The following is a 19,492-nucleotide window of genomic DNA, read 5'->3' as shown; positions in this document are numbered from 1 at the left end:
CGAAAATCTGAAAGGACATCCATGCTCACCTTCGATGAATGGCGGGCGCGCTCGCCCTTTTATGATGAGACCCATGACGCCGTAGCCCGATCCGTGGCCCGGTTCGTGGAACGGGAGGTCGCCCCCCATATCGACCGCTGGGAAGCGGAAGGCGAACTTCCCCGGTCGCTGCATGCCAAGGCCGCAGAGGCCGGTATCCTGCAACTGGGCTTTCCGGAGGAGTATGGCGGCCTGTCCGAAGGGGTCGACATCTTCCACGGCCTCACCCAGGCCGAGGAACTGGCCAGGCCGGGAGCAGGCGGACTGCATGCTTCCCTGATGACCCATTCCATGGCGCTGCCGCCGGTCCTGCGCCTGGGATCGGACGAACTGAAGCGCCGCATCGCCCCGCCCGTGCTGGCGGGCGAAAAGCTGATGGCGCTGGCCATCAGCGAACCTTCGGGCGGGTCCGATGTCGCCGCGCTGAAGACCAGCGCGAAACGGGTCGGCGACCGCTATGTGCTGAACGGATCGAAGACCTTCATCACGTCCGGCATGCGGGCCGACTATTTCACGGTGGCCGTGCGCACGGGCGGCCCCGGCATGGGCGGCATTTCGCTGCTGCTGGTGGAGGCGGACAGTCCCGGCTTCACCCGCACGAAGCTGGACAAGATGGGCTGGCGCTGTTCGGACACGGCCACGCTTTACTTCGACAATGTCGAGGTGCCGTCGGAAAACCTGATCGGGCCGGAGAATGAGGGCTTCCTGCGCATCGTCCAGAATTTCAACGATGAGCGGCTGCTGATGGCCATGCAATGCTGTGCCCATTCCCGCGTCTGCCTGCGCGAGGCGGCACAATGGGCCCTGACGCGCGAGACGTTCGGCAAGCGACTGGTGGACCATCAGACCATCCGCGTGAAGCTGGCCGACATCGCGCTGATGATCGAAGGAACGCAGGCCTGGGTCGATCAATGCGCCTGGATGCGCCGCGAAGGCCGCCTGACCCCGGCCAGTGCCGCCATGCTGAAGGTGCAGGCAACCCGCACCCTGGAACTGGCGGCACGGGAAGCCGCGCAGGTCCTTGGCGGCGCGTCCTACATCACGGGGTCCAAGGTCGAGCGCATCTATCGCGAGGTGCGGGTGAATGCCATCGGCGGCGGATCGGAGGAAATCATGCTGGATCTGGCCGGCCGCCAGCTTTTCCGCTGAAGCAAAGGCACCGGGGCAGCCCGCCCGCCGCGGTGCCCTGCCCCACCCGTCAATATTCCGCCGTCAGGCGCAGGCCCCAGGTGCGCGGGGCACCGGGGAAGCTGTTCTGGCCCAGGAAGCCGAGGGTGGAACCCCAGAAGGCATATTCCTCCTTCGTCAGGTTCTTGCCATAGACCGAAACGGTCCAGACCCCCGACGGGGTCGTATAGTTCAGGTTGGCGTCCAGCAAATTGTATGATTTCTGCTTCAGCAGATTGGGATCGTCGAAGAAATAGGCACCGGTGTAGCTGCTGGACAGGTTCGCCTTGAACGCCCCGCCATCGGCCAGGGTGCGCTCATAGCTGGCCGTCAGGTTGAAACTGTCCTTGGGTACGCGCACGAACTGTCGGCTGCCCGGATCGGCAACGCCGGCAAAGCTTTTATACTCGGCATCGGTGTGGCCGTAGCTGCCGGATACCGACAGATGTTCCGTCAGGATGGCCGTCGCTTCCACCTCGATGCCCCGGATGGTGGCGTCGGCGGCGTTGAAGACGGACTGCACCACGCCCTGGGTCGGGCTGGTGCCCAGCACGGTACGCTGCAGATCCTTGTAATCATTGTTATATGCGGAAAGGTTGAAGCGCAGGTGCCGGTTCAGCAGATCGGCCTTGTAGCCGATTTCATAGGCCGTGACCTGTTCGGCCTTGTACGGTTCGATGATGGGCGTGCCACGCAAGGAAAAACCGCCGCTGCGGAAGCCGCGCGTGGCGGAGGCAAACAGAAGCTGGTCATCCGTCAGCCTGTAAGCCAGGCCCAGCTTGGGCGACAGGTTGCTGTCGTCGGTCTTGGCCTGCGGCGACAGGGTGCAGGTGGAGAAATCCAGCGCGCAGGCGCCGAACGGCGCGGCCTGCGCCTTCTTCGTCTCCTCCGTGTACCGCGCACCGACGGTCACGGTCAGCCGGTCCAGCGGCCGCCAGTCGGCCTCCGCGAAGATGGCGAAACTGTCATTGTCCAGCAGAGAGCGGGTGGCCAGGCGCTGGGTCCCGTTGTTCAGGTCCCGCCCCTCGCGGAAATTGAAATTCTGCTCGAAATAGTAAAGTCCCGTGGTGAAGTCGAAACTGTCCGACAGCGGCATGGCATAGCGCAGTTCGGAACTGAACTGATCCTGGTCCTGCGCAATGCTTTGCAGGAAGGCACGGCTGGGCGTGCCGTCGAAATCGGTCAGCACGCGCGTGCGCACGTCGCGATAGCCGGTGACGGAGGTCAGCACGCCACCGCCCAGGTTCCAGTTCACCTCCAGCACGCCGAACAGCACATCGATATCGTTGCTGCCGCGCGTGTCCGGGGCCACAGTCCAGAAATTGGCCGGGGTGAGATAGCCTTCCTGCTGCGGCAGGGTCAGGGGAGAGCCCGGCAGGGTGGAGGGCGAAACGCCCCGCGCCACCACGGGGTCGCCCTTCTCCGAATACCATTCGCCGATCAATGTCACGTCCAGATTGTCGTTGGGCGTGAAGCGCAGGCTGGGCCGCACGATCAGCGAATGGCTTTCGCCATAGTCGCTGTCGGTCGTGGCATCGGTGAAATAGCCGTCAAGCCAGCGGCTCTGCACCGCCAGACGGGCGGCAAGCTTGTCCTGCACCAACGGGCGGTTCAGCACGGCCGACGCCTCGTAGCTGCCGTAATTGCCGATCCCGACCGTGGCCTTCGTGCTGTCGGAAAAGGATGGCCGCGCACTGCGGAAGGATACGGCACCACCCGTGACATTGCGCCCGAACAGGGTGCCCTGCGGACCGCGCAGGATTTCCACGCTTTCAACGTCGAACAGGTCGCCCAGCGCGCCATAATTGGAACCCCAATAGACGCCATCCTGGAAAATGCCGACGGCCGGCTCATCCGACGGGGTGGAACCCGACACGCCCATGCCACGGATGGCGAAATTCTGCACGCCCTTCTGCGCGGAAGGCTGCAAGGCCACCGACGGGGCCAGGCGGCCGACATCGACAATATCGTTGACGAAGAAATTCTCCATCTGCGCCGGACCAAAGGCCGTCGCGGAAATCGGCGTCTCCTGAAGGCTTTCACCGCGCGCCCGCTTGCGCGCAGTAACAACGATCTCGTCAAGCTGCATCGCGTCTTCGGACATCGGAACAGGTTGGGCCCAAGCGGAATCGGCGGCCAGCGACAGTACCAGGACTGAAATACCGTACGAAATACCGGATTTCCTCTTCATGCATACCTCCCTATGGCGTGTCCTTCGCGGGATCGCGCCTTTGTCGGCAGGATTGGCCTGCATCGCGCCGGCGATGCAAGATAGATCCATACCCATGTCTGCATTACGGGCTCTGTCGCCATCATCGATCGGCGGCACAACAGACCCGCGGCCACTGTCCATGCCCCGGCCATACCGGGAACCTGCCAATCGAGAGGTTCACACGAAATTGCCCCCGCTTACGCTGCCCGTGCCAACCACAGGGAATGGGGAGGATGGGATGCCCGACGGCCGGATGAACCAGAACAGCCAGGATGGTTGCCCGCATGCGGCCGGTATCCTGGACTTCACGGACAAGGACCCGTTTGGTTTCTATGCCGGACTGCTGGCCGGTCCGTCGCCGGTGTGGGACGAAGGGGCGCAGGCCTGGCTGGTCCATGATTTCCAGCAATGCCTGGACTGCGAGCGCAATGAAACGCGCTTCGCCAACATGTACCTGGACGCCGACCCGATCACGGTGGCCATCAAGGGCGGTGGCGCCAACATCACCCTGAGCCGGGAGCCGGAGCATATGAAGCTGCGCCGCTTCCATTTCCGGCTGTTATCCGCCGATAGTGTCCGTGTCTTCCGCGGCCGTCACATAAGGCCCGTGATCACCGGCTTGCTGGACCGCCTGGAAGGGGCCGCCACGGCCGATCTGGCCGAGCAATATGCGGCGCAAATTCCGCCGCGGATCATCTGCGCCCTGCTGGGCATGCCGACCGATGACAGGACGGTGGGCCAGATACTGGACGCCAACGAGGCCATCGTGCGCTTCATCGCATCCGGTTACCGCGACATGGTGCTGCGCGACGCAGCCCTGGCGGCATCGGAACGGCTGAACGCCATGCTGCTGCCCTATGTGCGGGACCGGCGCGAGCGGCCGGGCGACGATTTCATCAGCCGGGTCTGGCTGGATGCCCCCAAGGATGGGGTCGTCCTGGATGAGGCCGGCGTGATGGGCATCTGCCGGGAATTGTTCTTCGCCGGCTCCGACACGTCCGTGCATGGCATCGCCAACGCGCTGCACCTTCTGCTGGCTGATCCGGCAGTGAAGGACCGCGTGGCGGCCGACCGCGACACGGCCCTGCCGGCGCTGGTGGAAGAGGCGCTGCGGCTGTTGAACGTGGTGCAGTTCCGCCATCGCCGTTGTCTGGCCGATACGCAGGTCGGTGCCACCACCATCCGGCAAGGGGAAGTGATCATCCTGCTGCATGCCGCGGCGAACCGTGACCCCGCCCGCTTCGAATGCCCGCACGAGGTGCGGCTGGACCGGCCGGAACCGACGGCCCATCTGGCCTTCGGCCGGGGTATCCGGTCATGCATCGGCGCGCAACTGGCCCGGGCGGAAATGCAGGAGGCGCTGGGACTGCTGCTGGACCGGTTCCCCGCCGTCGCCCCCGATGCGGAGCAGCCGGCCCCCTGCTTCCGTGGCCTTTACATGCGGTCAATGGGGCCGTTGCACGTTAAGTTGCGGCCGGCCGCGCCGTGACCGTCCCGGTATCGGTGGCGGCCGCAGAAAACAGAAAAACCGTGGGAGGAAAGAGATCAATGGCCGCACAGCCGCCGGCACCCGGGTCCTGGTCCGCATTGCGCAAGAGCTACATCATGGCGATGGTGATGATCGTCGCCTTCATCAGCTATGTCGATCGCCAGATCGTCACGATCCTGATCCAGTCCATCAAGGAGGATTTGTCGCTGAGCGACACGCAGATCGGGCTGCTGACCGGTGTTTTCTTCTCCGTGCTGTACGTCATTGCCGGCATTCCGCTGGCCCGCATTTCGGACCGGGGGAACCGTCGCACGCTGATTTCCCTGTGCGTGGCGTTCTGGAGCGCCATGACCATGTTCTGCGGGATTGCCACCAGCTATGTGCAACTGGCCTTCGGCCGCATGATGGTGGCCGTGGGCGAGGCGGGCAGCGCGCCTGCCAGCTATTCCCTGCTGGCCGACCTGTTCCCGCCGCAGCGCCGCACCCGCATCTTCGCGCTGATGAGCTGCGGCAGCGCCTTCGGCATCGCGTTCGGGGTCTATCTGGGCGGCACCTTGAACGAGGTGCTGGGCTGGCGGACCACCTTCCTGGTCGTAGGGGCACCGGGCCTGGTGATCGGGCTGCTGTTCTGGCTGACGGTGCCGGAGCCCGCCCGCCCGGCCAGGGCGACCGATGCCCCCCCGATCCAGGGCCTGTTCCGCACATTGCTGTCCTTCCTGGACCTGACCACCTATCGCGCGCTGATTGCCATCGCCCTGTTTGCATCCATCGCCGCCTTCGCCATGCTGTCCTGGATGCCGGCCTTCCTGATTCGCGTGCATGGCATGTCTTCGGGGGAAGTCGGGTTGAAAATGGGCACGGCCCTGGCGCTGGGATTGCTGCTGGGCAACATCTGCTGCGGCACCATCGCCGACAAGATGGGCGGGCGCGATGTGCGCTGGCTGATCTGGACGGCGGGGTACGGGTTGCTGGCCTGTGTCCCGACGGGGCTGCTGTCGCTGTTCTGGCCCGATGCCCTGGGATCGGTCATCTGGTTCGGCGCCTTCACTTTCTTCCTGGGTTTCTGGGCGCCGCCGGTCATCACCGTCGTGGTCGGGCTGGTGCATGACCAGTCGCGCGCACTGGCCGCCGCCACCATTCCCATCTTCCAGAGCATCGGCGGTGCCATCGGGCCGCTGTTCGTCGGCATGGTCAGCGATGCCTTGACCCCGACAGAGGGGGTGGAGGGCATCCGCTATGCCATGGCCGCGTCGCTGGGCTGCTGTGTCCTTGCCGGCGTAGGTGCGCTTTTCACAGGCCGCTGGCTGCGGCTGGAATATCGGGCGGCACCCGGTTGATTCCGGCCGCCCGGCCGGATGGTCAGGGAAATTCCTGTCGCGCGGCTTCCCACAGCCGGTCGGCAAGGGCCGCCAGTTCGTCCCCGCCATAGGGCGCACTATGCCCGGCACCCCATACGGGGCCGGGCCAGGCCGGGTCAGTGTGCCGGCGCCCGATAACATGCACATGCAATTGCGAGACGTGATTGCCCAGCGCACCGATATTCACCTTGTCGGGCGTGAAGACATGTTCGAGCAGCCGGCCCGCCGCGGCGATCTCCCGCATCAGCAGGGATTGATCGGCCGGCGTCAGGCGGTGGATTTCCACCGCACCGGCCCGGCGGGGCACCAGGATCAGCCAGGCGAACAAACGGTTGCGCATCAGCAGCAGCCGGCTGAGCGGCCAGTCCCCCAGCGTGATCGTATCCCCGGCAAGCCGCTCATCAAGCCTGAACCCGTCTTCCATCCCGCTGCCCTCCGTTCTGTACCCTTATCCCCGAACTATACCAATGAACGGGCCCTGGGTTATGGTGATTGACGGTCTTGATGTCGATCATCATTGCGCTTTCCACAAAAATAACAGAAACGGCTGCCAGAACAGGTTGGTTACCGCCGTTGCGGGCGGGCTCCGGGGGCAAGACGAGACGATGGGCAAAATCCTGAAGATGCGGGCATCGGCCTGGGCGGTGCTGGTGCTGCTGGTCCTGGGCAATATCGGGGCCTGGGCGCTGTCCAACCGGCCGACCACGCCGGAGAAGCTCTGGGCCGGGACCATTGCCGGCGTCGCCTTCAGCCCTTACCAGGAAAATCAGAACCCGCAGGATGGGCGCCACCCGTCGCGCACCGATATCGAACGCGACATGGGCGTCGTAGCCCCCTATGTCCGGTCCATCCGTTCCTATTCCGCCACGGACGGGCTGGAGGTGATCCCGGAGATCGCCGCCAAATATGACCTCGACGTGACGGCCGGCGCCTGGATTTCGGGCGACCTGGGCAAGAACGAGCAGGAGATCAATTCCCTGGTCCGGGTGACGCGCGCCAATCCCAATGTCACGCGCGTCATGGTCGGCAACGAGGTGATGTATCGCGGCGACCTGGAGGTCGAGGCCCTGATCGACTATGTCCAGCGCGTGAAACGCCAGCTCGACGTGCCCGTCTCCACCGCCGAGCCACCCTATGTCTGGATGAAGCATCCCGAACTGGCCGAGGCGGTGGATTATATCACCATCCACCTGCTTCCCTATTGGGAGAAGGTGCCCATCGAGCAGGCCATGGATCAGGTGCGCCGCGGCTATGACGAAGTACGCGCCAGATATCCCGACAAGCACATCCTGATCGGCGAGGCCGGATGGCCGTCCGACGGGCCCTATCGCGGCGGGGCGCAGGCCAGCCTGGTCAATCAGGCACAATTCATCCGGAATTTCCTGAACCTGGCGGGCGACAACCGCTGGGACTATTACATCATGGAAGGCTTCGACCAGCCGTGGAAGCGGCAGATCGGCGGTGAGGCCGAGGCAAACTGGGGCATCTGGGACACCCATCGCAGCATGAAGTTCCCAATGGAAGGCGGGGTCTTCGAGGTGCCGGGCTGGCCCGTGCTGTGCGCCATCGCCGTGGCGCTGGCCTTCATCCCCATGTTCTGGTTCGTGCTGTCCCGCGATGACCTGCGGCCGGGCGGGCAGCTATTTTATGGCGCGCTGATCCAGGCCATCGCCTCGGGCCTGGTCTGGACCGCGACGGAAGCCATGACGACGGGCATGAACACCATGTCCTTCGTCGCCTTCCTGATCCTGATCTGCGCGCAGATTTTGCTGCTGATCGTCGTTCTGATCGATGGTCTGGAACTGACCGAGGTGGTATGGACCGACCGCTGGAAGCGGAAATTCACACCCGTCAAGGTCAATACCAGCGGCTACTATCCCAAGGTTTCCATCCATGTGCCCTGTTACAACGAACCGGCACACATGGTGATCGAGACACTGAACGCGCTGGCGAAGATGGATTATCCCAACTTCGAAGTTCTGGTGATCGACAACAACACCAAGGACGAGGAGGTGTGGAAGCCGCTGGAGGCGCATTGCGCCAGGCTGGGCCCGCATTTCCGCTTCTTCCATCTGGCAAAATGGCCGGGATACAAGGCCGGCGCACTCAATTTCGGACTGGCCGTGACGGCGCCGGATGCCGAAGTGGTGGGCGTCATCGACAGCGATTATCAGGTCACGCCGGACTGGCTGTCGGCCACCATCCCCTATTTCGAGAACCAGAAGGTTGCCTTCGTCCAGAGCCCGCAGGACTACCGCGACTGGCACATCCACCCGTTCCATCGGATGATCAACTGGGAATATCAGGGCTTTTTCCATATCGGCATGGTGCAGCGCAACGAGCGGAACGCCATCATCCAGCACGGCACCATGACCCTGATCCGGACCTCCATCCTGAAGCGGGTGGGCTGGTGGGCCGAATGGTGCATCTGCGAGGATGCCGAGCTGGGCCTGCGACTGTTCGAGGAGGGGCTGGAGTCGGTCTACATGCCCGACAGCTTCGGCAAGGGACTGGTACCCGACAGTTTCGCCGGCTACAAGACGCAGCGCTTCCGCTGGGCCTATGGGGCTGTGCAGATCATCAAGCGGCACTGGCGGGAGTTCCTGCCGTCGGGGACCAAGCTGACCTTCGGCCAGAAATATCATTTCGTGACGGGCTGGCTGCCCTGGTTCGCCGATGCCGCGCATATGGGCTTCGTGATGGGCGGCATTCTCTGGTCCATGGGGCTGCTGCTTGCCCCCAAATATTTCGAGTTCCCGCCCACCGTCTTCATCATGCCTACCCTGGGCGTGTTCTTCTTCAAGGTGGCGTGCGGCCTGTGGCTTTATGCGGCGCGGGTGAAATGCGGGTTCCTGGACAAGGTGAATGCGGCGGTGGCCGGCATGGCGCTGACCCATACGGTGGGCCGCGCCGTCTGGACGGGCCTGTTCACGCAGGGCCGCCCCTTTGTGCGCACGCCCAAGTGCGAGGACCAGCCAGCCCTGATCCAGGGCTTCCTGCATGCGCGGGAAGAGGTGGTGCTGATGATCCTGCTCTGGATCACCGCCTTCCTGGTGGGCTGGCGCGAAGGCGGCGACAATCGCGACGCCTATATCTGGTCGGCCATGCTGGTGGTGCAGTCCCTGCCCTATATCGCCGCGCTGGCCGTTGCCACCATCAACGGCCTTCCCATGCCCAGGCAGGACGATCCGGAGGCACAGCCGGCGACGGCGGCGGAGTGATCACCGCCGGCCCGACCAGGCCACCAGCCGCCGGGCCGCCTCTGCCACCTCTGCTTCCGCCGCGGCGAAGCTGATGCGCAGAAACCGATGGCCACGGGCCGTGTCGAAATCCAGGCCCGGCGTGATGGCCACACCCGTCTCGGCCAGGATGCGCTTGCAGAACGCCTCGCTGTCATCGGTCAGGCGGCTGACATCGGCATAGACATAGAAGGCCCCGTCGGCCGGGGCCAGATCATCGAACCCGGCACGCGGCAGTTCATTCAGCAACAACTCCCGGCTGCGGCGATACCGGGCGACATGGCCATCGGCCTCCTCCACACAGTCGAACGCCGCGACGGCGGCCCGCTGCGACAGGGTGGGGGCGGAAATGAACAGGTTCTGCGCCAGGCATTCGGCGGCCCGGACAAGCTCCGGCGGCACGACCATCCAGCCCAGGCGCCAGCCCGTCATGCTGAAATATTTGCTGAAGCTGTTGATGACCAAGGCCCGGTCGCTGAACGCCAGGGCCGTCTGCGCCCGCAGGCCGGTGAATTCGATACCGTGATAGATCTCGTCGCTGATGAGGCGCACGCCGTTTTCCTCGCACCACCGCGCCAGGTCGCGCAGGGCGTCGGGTGACAGCATGGTGCCGGCGGGGTTCGACGGGCTGGCCACGATCAGCCCCTTCACGGGCCGGTCCAGGGCGGCCAGCAGGGCCGGCGTCGGCTGGAAACGGGTTTCCGGTCCCGTCGGAATTTCCACGGGCACCAGATCCAGCGCGCGCAGGATGTTGCGATAGGCAGGATAGCCGGGTGCTGCCAGCGCCACACGGTCCCCCGGCTCGAACGCGGCCAGAAAGCCCAGCAGGAAGCCGGCCGACGACCCCGTGGTGACGGCGATACGCTCTGGCCCGACCGATACGCCATGGCGGTCACGATACCAGCGGGCGATGGCCTCCCGCAGGGACGGGATGCCGAACGCCTCGGTATAGGCGATACGGTCGGCGTCCAGCGCGGCATGGGCCGCCGCAATGACGCCGCGCGGGGCCGGCGTGCCCGGCTGACCGATCTCCAGGTGCAGGACATCACCACCCGCCGCGGCCCGCTCGTTGGCGGCGCGCATCACCTCCATCACGATGAAGGGGGCCACCGAACCCCGGCGCGACGGGGCCCAGGGGTCCGTGGCGATCGCTTCGCGCAACGTCGCCCTTCCCTCGCCATGTTTTTCGTGGCTAGTGTCGGGGCGAAGGGCGTTGCCGATGGATAGACTCATGTTTGCGGTTCCAAAGCGGATTGCCAATGCGGCGGTGGCGTTGCTGATGGCGGCCACGCTGGCCCTACAGCCGGCCGTGGCCCAGGCCCGATCGATCAGTTTCATCCGGGACACGGAAATCGAGCATATATTGCGCGTCTATGCCACACCGATCTTGGAGACGGCGGGCATCGTGCCGGAGGCCGTGACGATCGCCCTGGTCAATGACGACACGCTGAACGCCTTTGTGGCCGGCGGTCAGAACATGTTCTTCCATACCGGATTCCTGATGGATACGGGGCTGGACGAACTGATCGGGGTGACGGCGCACGAAACCGGCCACATCGCCGGCGGCCACCTGGCCCGCATGGGGGATGCCATGGCCAACGCCGCGACCATCGCCACCATCTTCACCCTGCTGGGCCTGGCCGCCGCGATCGGTGCCGGGCGCGGCGATGTGGGCATGGGCCTGATGGGCGGCGGCCAGGAAGCCGCGATGCGCACCTTCTTCGCCTTCACCCGCGCGCAGGAGGGCTCCGCCGACGAGGCGGCCATGAAATATCTGGAAAGCCTGGGCTGGTCGTCGGAAGGGCTGCTGAAGATGATGCAGCGGCTGGCCGGGCAGGAACTGCTGCCCGAGAACCGGCAGGTTGAATATGTCCGCACCCACCCGCTGACCCGCAACCGTATCGAGGCCATCCGCAATTTCGTGGAGACGCGGTCGCAGAACAACGGCAAGCGCCTGCCCGACAATTTCCATGACCTGCATGAGCGCATGGTGGCCAAGCTGATGGGCTTCATGCGGCCGGGCATCGCCCTGCGACGTTATTCGGCCACCGACAATGCCATCCCCGCCCGCTATGCCCGGGCCATTGCGCTCTACCGTACCGGCCGCGCCGACGAAGCCGTCACCATGACAGACGCGCTGATCGCAGCCGAACAGGACAATGCCTATTTCCATGAGTTGAAAGGCCAGATCCTGTTCGAGGAAGGGCGGGTGGCGGATGCGGTGGCCCCCTATCGCGAGGCGGTGCGTCTGAACCCCGATTCGGGCCTGCTGCGCAATGCGCTGGGCCATGCGCTGCTGGAAGTGGGCGACGACCGGTTCCTGGAGGAAGCCATCAACCACCTGACGGTGGCCGCGCGGGTGGAGCGCAGTTCCGCCATCACCTGGCGGCTGCTGTCATCGGCCTACAGCCGCGCCGACATGCCGCCGCAACTGGCCTATGCGCGCGCCGAGGAAGCCTTGTCCCGCGGCGACATCCGCGCCGCAAAATTCCATGCCGACCGGGCGGAGCGTATGCTTCCCGCCGGCTCCCCGGAATGGATACGCGCCCAGGATATCCGCGTGATGGTGGAAAGCCGGGTCTCGACCTCGGAGTTCTGAACCGGTCAAAAGCCGAAGGCAGGGGCCCCGGGCAGGGCCCCGAAGGCAGATCGTCAACGCGGCCGGACGCGCGCCTGACGGGCCTGGAAGAAGGCCTCGACGACGGTTGGGTCGTACAGGGTGCCGGCCCCTTCCTGAATGGCCCGCAACGCCTCCGCATGGGGAACGGCGGCCCGCCAGCTTCGCCGGTGGGTCATGGCATCATAGACATCGGCCACGGCCACGATCCGGGCCGCGGCCGGAATGGCGGTGCCGGCCAGACCTCGCGGATAGCCGCTGCCGTCCCAGCGCTCATGATGGGCCCGCGCGATGGCCGCACCGAAGGACAGGTAGTTGCTGCCTTCCACCATGCGGGAGGCCTTTTCCAGCAGGGCGGCCCCCCGCTCGCAATGCATCTCCATCTGCTGGCGTTCCTGATCGTCCAGCGGCAGGGTCTTCGTGATCAGCCGGTCGGGCACGCCGACCATGCCGATATCGTACAGCATGGCCCCCATGGTGATCAGGTCCAGGAACTCGTCATCGATGGGCGTGTCCCAACCGGCATTGCCACGCAGGGCGAAGGCGATCTCCGTCACCAGCCGGGACAGCCGCAACCCGTGGTCACCGCCGCCATCCGGGTCCTTGTAATCGGCCAGGCCGGCAAGGGCGATGACGGCCGCCTTGTGCGACCGCCGCACCTGTTCGTAAAGGTGCAGATTGTCGAAGCCGATGGCGATCTTGGTGCCCAGCAGTTCGGCAAGCTTCCGTTCCAGCCCGTCCAGCGGCCGGCCAACATGCAGGCAGGCCGCCGCATCACGGCCGTCCGCCGTGCGCAGCCAGAGGATCAGACGCTGATCGTCGTAATGATGCTGACGGCCGTTCAGTACAGCCATCACCATGGCCGACAGGGCCGGATCGGCGCTGTAGCCAAGCGGCATGCCCGCAAGGTCGGCATAGCGGCCGGATGCCGCCAGGATTTGCGCATCATTGCGGGCGATGCCCCGCGTGACGCAGACAAAACCGTCGGCCGCCACGTCCAGCACCTGCGCCAGTTCGCCCAGCACCGCCTGTGCGAACCGGTCGATGGCGCGCAGCGTGAACAGGCTGCCGGCGGCGTCGATGATGCGCGCCATGCCCCGGCGGGAACGTTCCAGTTCCGTGATATGCTCATAGGAGCGTAGGGCCGCCACCGTGGCGGTTCCCAGCTTCTGGGCCGTCAGCTCGGTCTTCGCCTTGTAATCATTGATGTCATAGGCATGGATGACGGCGTCTTCCGGCGCCTGGCCCGGCTGGCCCGTGCGCAGGATGATGCGCACCTGGCTGTTGCCCAGATCCTCCCGGATAAGGGGCACAAGGCGCAGGCCCGCGTCGTCGGTCTCCATCACCACATCCAGCAGGATCATGGCGATGCCAGGGTCCTTGGCGAGCATCTGCAAGGCCTCCGCCGCGGAGAAGGCGGACAGGAACTGCAGGGGACGGCCGTTATAGACGAACTTCTTCATGACCAGACGGGTCATGGCATGCACCTCCGGATCGTCATCAACGATCAGGATCAGCCATGGCCGGTCGACCTGGGGGCCAACGGCGACCGGGCTTTCCGGCGTCTCCTCATGGAAGAGGAATTCGTCGTTGTTCACGCCCATCCGGTGCCACCCGCTCCGTCCTGCGGGCCGCGGATTCCCCTCCACGGCCTTATCTACTGATTATATCGGACTTTACACACCTGCGTATCACCGCATACCTCGTTCGTGTAGGCAAGTGTCTTGAAACCCCAGCGGTGGAACCTCCACCTGTTGCAAGCGCCGCCCAGGCATCGCATGGTGCGGGGACGTTGCAAGGATGGAACCACAGATATGCCGATATTCCCGTTCATTTTCCGCCGGAACCGTCTGCACCGGGGGCTGGCTGTGCTGGCCCTGGGGTTGCTGCCCGCCATGCCCGTCACGGCGGCCGACAAGCCGCTGGACAAGGCGGCGGTGGAACAGATCGTCAGGGAATATCTGGTCGCCAACCCGGAAGTGATCCTGGAAGCCCTCCAGGCGCTGGAAAACCGGGAACAGGCCGCGTCCACCCAGGCCGCAAAGGAAGCGCTGACCGCGAATCGCGCAGCGCTGGAACAGAGCCCCACGTCGCCTGTGGGCGGCAACCCCAAGGGCGATGTGACCCTGGTGGAGTTCTTCGACTATAATTGCGGCTATTGCAAACGCACCCATCCGGAACGGACCGCCGCCGTCAAGGGCGACGGCAAGGTCCGTGTCATCTACAAGGAATTCCCCATCCTGGCCGCCTCCTCCCGCGAGGCGGCGCGCGCCGCCCTGGCCGCCAACCGCCAGGGCAAGTACGAGGCGTTCCACACGGCGCTGATGTCCCATCAGGGCCGGCTGGACACGGATACCATCCGCCGGGCCGCCCGGGATGTCGGGCTGGATGTGAAGCAGATGGAAAAGGACATGGGCGACCCCGCCATCGAGGCGGAATTGAAGGCCAACGCCGAACTGGCACAGAAGCTGGGCATCCGCGGCACGCCGGGCTTCGTGATCGGCGATACGGTGGTGCCCGGCGCCATCGAGGCCGATCAGTTCGTCAATCTGTTCAATGCGGTCCGCGAAGGGCGCAAGGGCGGCTGACCGGCGCCCCTCTTGATTCGGGACCCGTGCCGCGGATGCTAGCCGGCCGGACAGGATGATCCGGTCGGCATAGCCGGCATGACCTATGACATTCGGCCGATCCCCGATTGTGACAATCCTGCTCCACGCCGATGGCAAGAAGGTCTCCAACACAATATCTTGTTGGCACGCACCATTAATTCCTCAGCGGATAGATCAAGGGACAAGATTTTGCGATGGCAGGCTGGCGCCTTACGTAATGTTCGCGCCCCATTGCTCCAATCCGTGGCCGTGTTATAACCGCCCGGCTTCCGGTGATCACCACAGCAGGGCGACCAACTTGGCGCAAAGGCCATCGATCCTCATCCTAAACGGGCCAAACCTGAACATGCTCGGCACGCGCGAGCCCCATATCTATGGGGCGGAGACGCTGGCCGACGTGCAGGCTCTGTGCCTGGCCGAAGGCGAACGCCTGGGCCTGGAGATCGACTTCCGGCAGAGCAACCATGAGGGCGAGCTGGTCACCTGGATCCAGCAGGCGCGGGGCGTCCGATCCGCGATCCTGCTGAATGCCGGGGCCTATACACACACCTCCGTGGCCATACTGGACGCGCTGACGGCTGTTGACCTGCCCGTCATCGAGGTGCATCTGAGCAACATCTTCCGGCGCGAGCCATTCCGGCACCATTCCTATGTGTCGATGGCCGCCCGGGGGGTTATTTGCGGCCTGGGGTCGCACGGCTATGTACTGGCCCTGCAGGCGGCGGACCGCCTGCTTCGGGCCGGGACCCGGCCCTGACATCCCTGGCGCCTTTTGGATAAGGTTGAGAAAACCATGTCGAGCTTCGATCTGGATGCCGAGTTCGTGCGCACCATGGCCAAACTCCTGGAGGAGTCCGGCCTGACGGAAATGGAATATTCGGAAGGCGAACGCCGCATCCGGCTCAGCCGGGCCGCCCCGCCCGCCCCGGTGGGCTTCAACCCGGCCGCTTATGCTGCGGCCCCCATGCCCGCACCGGCCGCGGTGGCAGTGGCACCGGTTGCCGTCGTGGCGCCGGCCCAGCATCCCGGTACGCTGAAATCCCCGATGGTCGGCACTGCCTATCTCGCGTCCGAGCCCGGTGCGGCCCCCTTCGTGAAGGCCGGCGATACAGTGAAAGCCGGCCAGACCGTGCTGATCATCGAAGCCATGAAGGTCATGAACCCGATCAAGGCGCCCAAGGGCGGCACCGTGACGGAGCTTCTGGTCGCCGACGCGCAGCCGGTCGAATTCGGCCAGCCCCTGCTGATCATCGAGTGACCAGGCCATGACGGCGTATCCCCAGGACGGCCTGTTCGACAAGGTCTTGATCGCCAATCGCGGCGAGATCGCGCTTCGCATCCACCGCGCCTGCCGCGAGATGGGCATCAAGACCGTCGCCGTGCATTCCACGGCCGATGCCGATGCCATGCATGTGCGTCTTGCCGACGAAAGCGTGTGCATCGGCCCGCCTTCGGCCAAGGAAAGCTACCTCAACATCCCGGCGATCCTGTCGGCGGCCAGCATCACGGGTGCCGATGCCATCCATCCCGGCATCGGCTTCATGGCCGAGAACGCCCAGTTCGCCGACATGGTGATCGAGCATGGCTTTGCCTGGATCGGCCCCACGCCGGAGCATATCCGTGTCATGGGCGACAAGGTATCGGCCAAGAAGACCGTGATCGCCCGTGGCCTGCCCTGCGTGCCCGGTTCGGACGGCCCGGTGGACAGTTTCGAAACGGCGGCCGCCGTGGCGGACAAGATCCAGTACCCCGTGCTGATCAAGGCCGCGGCCGGCGGCGGCGGCAAGGGAATGAAGGTCGCCTTCAGCAAGGAGGAACTGCGGGAAGCCTACCAGCTTGCCCGTGGCGAGGCCCGGGCCGCCTTCGGCAATGACGAGGTCTACCTTGAAAAGTACCTCGCCAATCCGCGCCATATCGAGGTGCAGTTGCTGGGCGACCACCATGGCAACGTGGTGCATTTCGGCGAGCGCGACTGTTCCATCCAGCGCCGCCATCAGAAAGTGGTGGAGGAGGCCCCGTCCCCCGCACTGAATGCGGAAGAGCGGGAAAAGGTCGGCAGCCTTGCCGCCCGCACGGCCAAGCTGCTTGGCTATCGCGGCGTCGGCACGATGGAATTCCTGTACGAGGACGGGCAGTTCTATTTCATCGAGATGAACACCCGCCTGCAGATCGAGCACACGATCACGGAAATGATCACGGGCGTCGATCTGGTCCGCGAGCAGATCCGTGTCGCCACTGGCGCGCCGCTGGGCTATACGCAGCAGGATATCCGCTTCCACGGTCATTCCATCGAATGCCGCATCAATGCGGAACATCCGGAAACCTTCCTGCCCTCCCCCGGACAGGTGAAGCAGTACCACGCACCGGGTGGGCTGGGCGTGCGGGTCGACAGCGCGCTTTATGACGGCTATCGCATCCCGCCGCATTACGACAGCATGATCGCCAAGCTGATCGTTCACGGCAACACCCGCAACGAGTGCCTGATGCGCCTGCGTCGCGCGCTGGAGGAGTTCGTCATCACCGGCGTCGACACCTCCATCCCGCTGCATCAGCGCATCATCGCCGAGCCGGACTTCATCAACGGCGATTATGACATCAAATGGATGGAAGGCTGGATGAAGCGCCTGCAGGAAGGCTGATGCCTGTCGGCGACATGATCCCGGCGGTAAAAAGGGGCCCGGCGGACATCCGCCGGGCCTTTCGCATTTTATAGTAGCACGAAGGTGGCAAGGCCCAGGAAGGCCAGGAAACCGACGACATCGGTGACCGTGGTCAGGAAAACACCCGACGCCACGGCAGGGTCGATCTTCATCCGGTCCAAAACGAACGGGATCAGGGCACCGCACAGGCCGGCGCACACCAGATTGATGACCATGGCGGCCGCGATCACGCCGCCGATCAGCGGGCTGTTGAACCAAAGATAGGCGATGACACCCATGATGACCGCCAGGGCCAGGCCATTGAACAGCCCGACCAGCCCCTCCTTGCCGATGACGCGGGCGGCATTCGCCTTGGTCAGTTCCTTGGTCGCCAGCGCACGCACCGCAACCGTCAGCGCCTGGGTGCCGGCATTGCCGCCCATGCTGGCCACGATGGGCATCAGCACGGCCAGCGCCACCACCTTTTCGATCGTGCCGGCGAACTGCTCGATGACGACGGCTGCGATCAGTGCCGTCAGGACATTGACCGCCAGCCAGCGAAAACGTGAAAGCGCCGTGGAGGCGGCGGCCCGGTAGAGGTCGTCGCCGCCCACGCCGCCCATGGCCAGCATGTCGGCTTCCGCCTCCTCCTCGATCACGTCGACCACGTCATCGACCGTAATGACCCCGACCAGTCGCTGTGCTGCGTCCACGACAGGCGCCGACACAAGCCCGTAATTGCGGAACAGGCGGGCCACCTCCTCCTGGTCCATGGTAACGGGAATACGGCGTATATCCTTGTGCAGGATCTCGTTCAGCTTCACCCCGCGCCGGGCGCGCAGCACGCGCGACAGGGGCACGCTGCCGACCACCCTGTGCATTGGATCAACGATGAAGATGTCGTAGAATTCGGCCGGCAGGTCGCTGTCATCGGTCGTCGCGGCGGCGCGCAGATAGTCCAGCAGCCCGCCCACCGTCCAGAATTCCGGCACCGACACCAGGGTGCGGCCCATCAGGCGGCCGGCGGAATATTCAGGGTAGGTCAACCCCTCTTCCACCAGGGCGCGGGCCTCGGGCGGCAGGTTGGCGAGGATGGCCTGCTGGGCATCCTCGTCCAGATCCTGGATCACGTCGACGGCGTCGTCGGTATCCAGTTCCGCGACGGCCGCGGCCAGGGCCTTGGGCTCCAGCCGCTCGATCACCTCGTCACGCAGATCGACGGGCAGATAGGCCAGCACCTCTGCATCGAATTGCGGGCGCAGCAGCGCGATCAGCAGTTCGCGCCGATCCTCGTCCGCCTGTTCAAGCAGGTCGGCGACATCGGACGGGTGCAGGTCGGCCAGCATGCCGGCGGCGGCGGACAGATCGCCAGCCTCCAGCAGTTCCTCGATCGATCCCTGGTCCTTCTGATCCATGCCGCCTGCCATCGACAAGGGCCCCCCTTCCGTCCAGGTCCGGCACCCGCCCTCAGACGGGGAAATGCGCGCCGGCCAGTTCCCTCATCTCATCTTCCGTCGCTTGCCAGTTCGCCGCGACAGCCCAAAGGTCGTAGAAGGGATGCCCGCGACTGGTAACCATCACCTGCCCGAAACCCACACCCGACAACAGGCCGCCCAGCACCGGGAGCGTGAAGCCGCTGCGATGCGCCATGTGGACATGGCCATCCTTGATGGCCCAGCGCAGGCCGAACACCATGTCGATGGCAGCGACGGGGCCGGCCTCGCTCTGATACATCGGCTCCAGCAACCTGCCCTCGGCAATCTCTTTCGCGGCGGCCTGCATATCCGGACAGGTCAGGACCATCACACCCCGGGGTGACAGCACGCGACGGCATTCCTGCAGCGCAGTGATGACGTCGTGTGCAAAAAGATGCTCCAGGACATGGCTGGAATAGACGCCATCGAACGATCCGGACGGGATCATCGACATGTCTGTGATGCTGCCGACAATATCGGGCCGGACATCCGAAGCGACATCCAGCCGGGTTTCCGTCCAACCCGCCCCCGCGAAGCCCCTGGTCGTTCCGTCCCGCCGTTTCAACCCGCAACCGACATGCAGCAGGCGTCTCACCGGTACTTCCATATATCCCCCACAGGGCGGGCGACGGCCGCAGCCGTCCCGCT

15 protein-coding genes are annotated in these 19,492 nt (G+C 64.9%); 9 read left to right on the top strand and 6 right to left on the bottom strand.

The genetic code is table 11. The features are described 5' to 3' along the window. Window positions 1–21: 21 nt before the first annotated feature. Entirely contained in the window at window positions 22–1,188 is a 1,167-nt protein-coding gene (locus ABC728_RS22160) for an acyl-CoA dehydrogenase family protein (protein WP_416621375.1), read from the top strand. Between the two features lie 49 nt (window positions 1,189–1,237). On the opposite strand, the gene ABC728_RS22155 is transcribed toward ABC728_RS22160, so the two are convergent. After that, entirely contained in the window at window positions 1,238–3,310 is a 2,073-nt protein-coding gene (locus ABC728_RS22155) for a TonB-dependent receptor (protein WP_416621374.1), read from the bottom strand. Window positions 3,311–3,656: 346 nt separating this feature from the next. Between ABC728_RS22155 and ABC728_RS22150 the strand changes: the two genes are divergently transcribed. Beyond that, entirely contained in the window at window positions 3,657–4,907 is a 1,251-nt protein-coding gene (locus ABC728_RS22150; protein ID WP_416621373.1) for a cytochrome P450, read from the top strand. A 59-nt stretch (window positions 4,908–4,966) separates the two neighbouring features. Next, a complete protein-coding gene (locus ABC728_RS22145) occupies window positions 4,967–6,244 on the top strand; it encodes a spinster family MFS transporter (RefSeq protein WP_416621372.1) in 1,278 nt (425 codons plus the stop codon). A gap of 22 nt (window positions 6,245–6,266) precedes the next feature. Here ABC728_RS22145 and ABC728_RS22140 read toward each other — a convergent pair whose 3' ends face one another. Next, the gene (locus tag ABC728_RS22140; RefSeq protein ID WP_416621371.1) at window positions 6,267–6,689 is read right to left on the bottom strand and encodes an HIT domain-containing protein; all 423 of its coding nucleotides are present in this window, start codon (window positions 6,687–6,689) and stop codon (window positions 6,267–6,269) included. 181 nt (window positions 6,690–6,870) lie between these two features. On the opposite strand from ABC728_RS22140, the gene ABC728_RS22135 reads away from it, so the two are divergent. Continuing rightward, window positions 6,871–9,486 carry a glycosyltransferase gene (locus ABC728_RS22135; protein ID WP_416621370.1) on the top strand — a complete coding sequence of 872 codons (2,616 nt, stop codon included), beginning with the start codon at window positions 6,871–6,873 and terminating at the stop codon, window positions 9,484–9,486. Here the strand turns inward: ABC728_RS22135 and ABC728_RS22130 are convergent, their stop codons facing one another. Continuing rightward, window positions 9,487–10,596 carry an aminotransferase class I/II-fold pyridoxal phosphate-dependent enzyme gene (locus tag ABC728_RS22130; RefSeq protein ID WP_416621401.1) on the bottom strand — a complete coding sequence of 370 codons (1,110 nt, stop codon included), beginning with the start codon at window positions 10,594–10,596 and terminating at the stop codon, window positions 9,487–9,489. A gap of 139 nt (window positions 10,597–10,735) precedes the next feature. Here ABC728_RS22130 and ABC728_RS22125 point away from each other — a divergent pair, with 139 nt between their 5' ends. Further along, window positions 10,736–12,103: a M48 family metalloprotease gene (locus ABC728_RS22125; protein WP_416621369.1), complete on the top strand. Its 1,368-nt coding sequence runs from the start codon at window positions 10,736–10,738 to the stop codon at window positions 12,101–12,103. Window positions 12,104–12,156: 53 nt separating this feature from the next. On the opposite strand, the gene ABC728_RS22120 is transcribed toward ABC728_RS22125, so the two are convergent. Next, entirely contained in the window at window positions 12,157–13,719 is a 1,563-nt protein-coding gene (locus ABC728_RS22120) for a DUF3369 domain-containing protein (protein WP_416621368.1), read from the bottom strand. A gap of 216 nt (window positions 13,720–13,935) precedes the next feature. Between ABC728_RS22120 and ABC728_RS22115 the strand changes: the two genes are divergently transcribed. The 4 genes from ABC728_RS22115 to accC all read left to right on the top strand — a co-directional run bounded on the left by ABC728_RS22115 (window position 13,936) and on the right by accC (window position 17,369). Next, window positions 13,936–14,709 (top strand): DsbA family protein, encoded by a 774-nt coding sequence (locus ABC728_RS22115; protein ID WP_416621367.1) that lies wholly within the window; start codon window positions 13,936–13,938, stop codon window positions 14,707–14,709. Between the two features lie 367 nt (window positions 14,710–15,076). Further along, window positions 15,077–15,487: a type II 3-dehydroquinate dehydratase gene (locus ABC728_RS22110; protein WP_445376502.1), complete on the top strand. Its 411-nt coding sequence runs from the start codon at window positions 15,077–15,079 to the stop codon at window positions 15,485–15,487. A gap of 36 nt (window positions 15,488–15,523) precedes the next feature. Further along, entirely contained in the window at window positions 15,524–15,988 is a 465-nt protein-coding gene (gene accB / locus ABC728_RS22105; RefSeq protein WP_416621365.1) for an acetyl-CoA carboxylase biotin carboxyl carrier protein, read from the top strand. Window positions 15,989–16,019: 31 nt separating this feature from the next. Continuing rightward, window positions 16,020–17,369, top strand: a complete 1,350-nt coding sequence (accC, locus tag ABC728_RS22100; protein ID WP_416621400.1) for an acetyl-CoA carboxylase biotin carboxylase subunit — start codon at window positions 16,020–16,022, stop codon at window positions 17,367–17,369. A gap of 68 nt (window positions 17,370–17,437) precedes the next feature. Here the strand turns inward: accC and mgtE are convergent, their stop codons facing one another. Both mgtE and ABC728_RS22090 read right to left on the bottom strand, forming a co-directional pair. Further along, window positions 17,438–18,784: a magnesium transporter gene (gene mgtE, locus ABC728_RS22095; RefSeq protein ID WP_416621364.1), complete on the bottom strand. Its 1,347-nt coding sequence runs from the start codon at window positions 18,782–18,784 to the stop codon at window positions 17,438–17,440. 52 nt (window positions 18,785–18,836) lie between these two features. Continuing rightward, window positions 18,837–19,439, bottom strand: coding sequence for a class I SAM-dependent methyltransferase (locus ABC728_RS22090; RefSeq protein WP_416621363.1), 603 nt, complete (start codon window positions 19,437–19,439; stop codon window positions 18,837–18,839). Window positions 19,440–19,492: the final 53 nt, after the last annotated feature.

The sequence above is a fragment of the Niveispirillum fermenti genome, from assembly GCF_052474395.1.
Note: the sequence above shows the minus strand (reverse complement) of the source record. Positions and strands in the feature narration are given on the sequence as shown.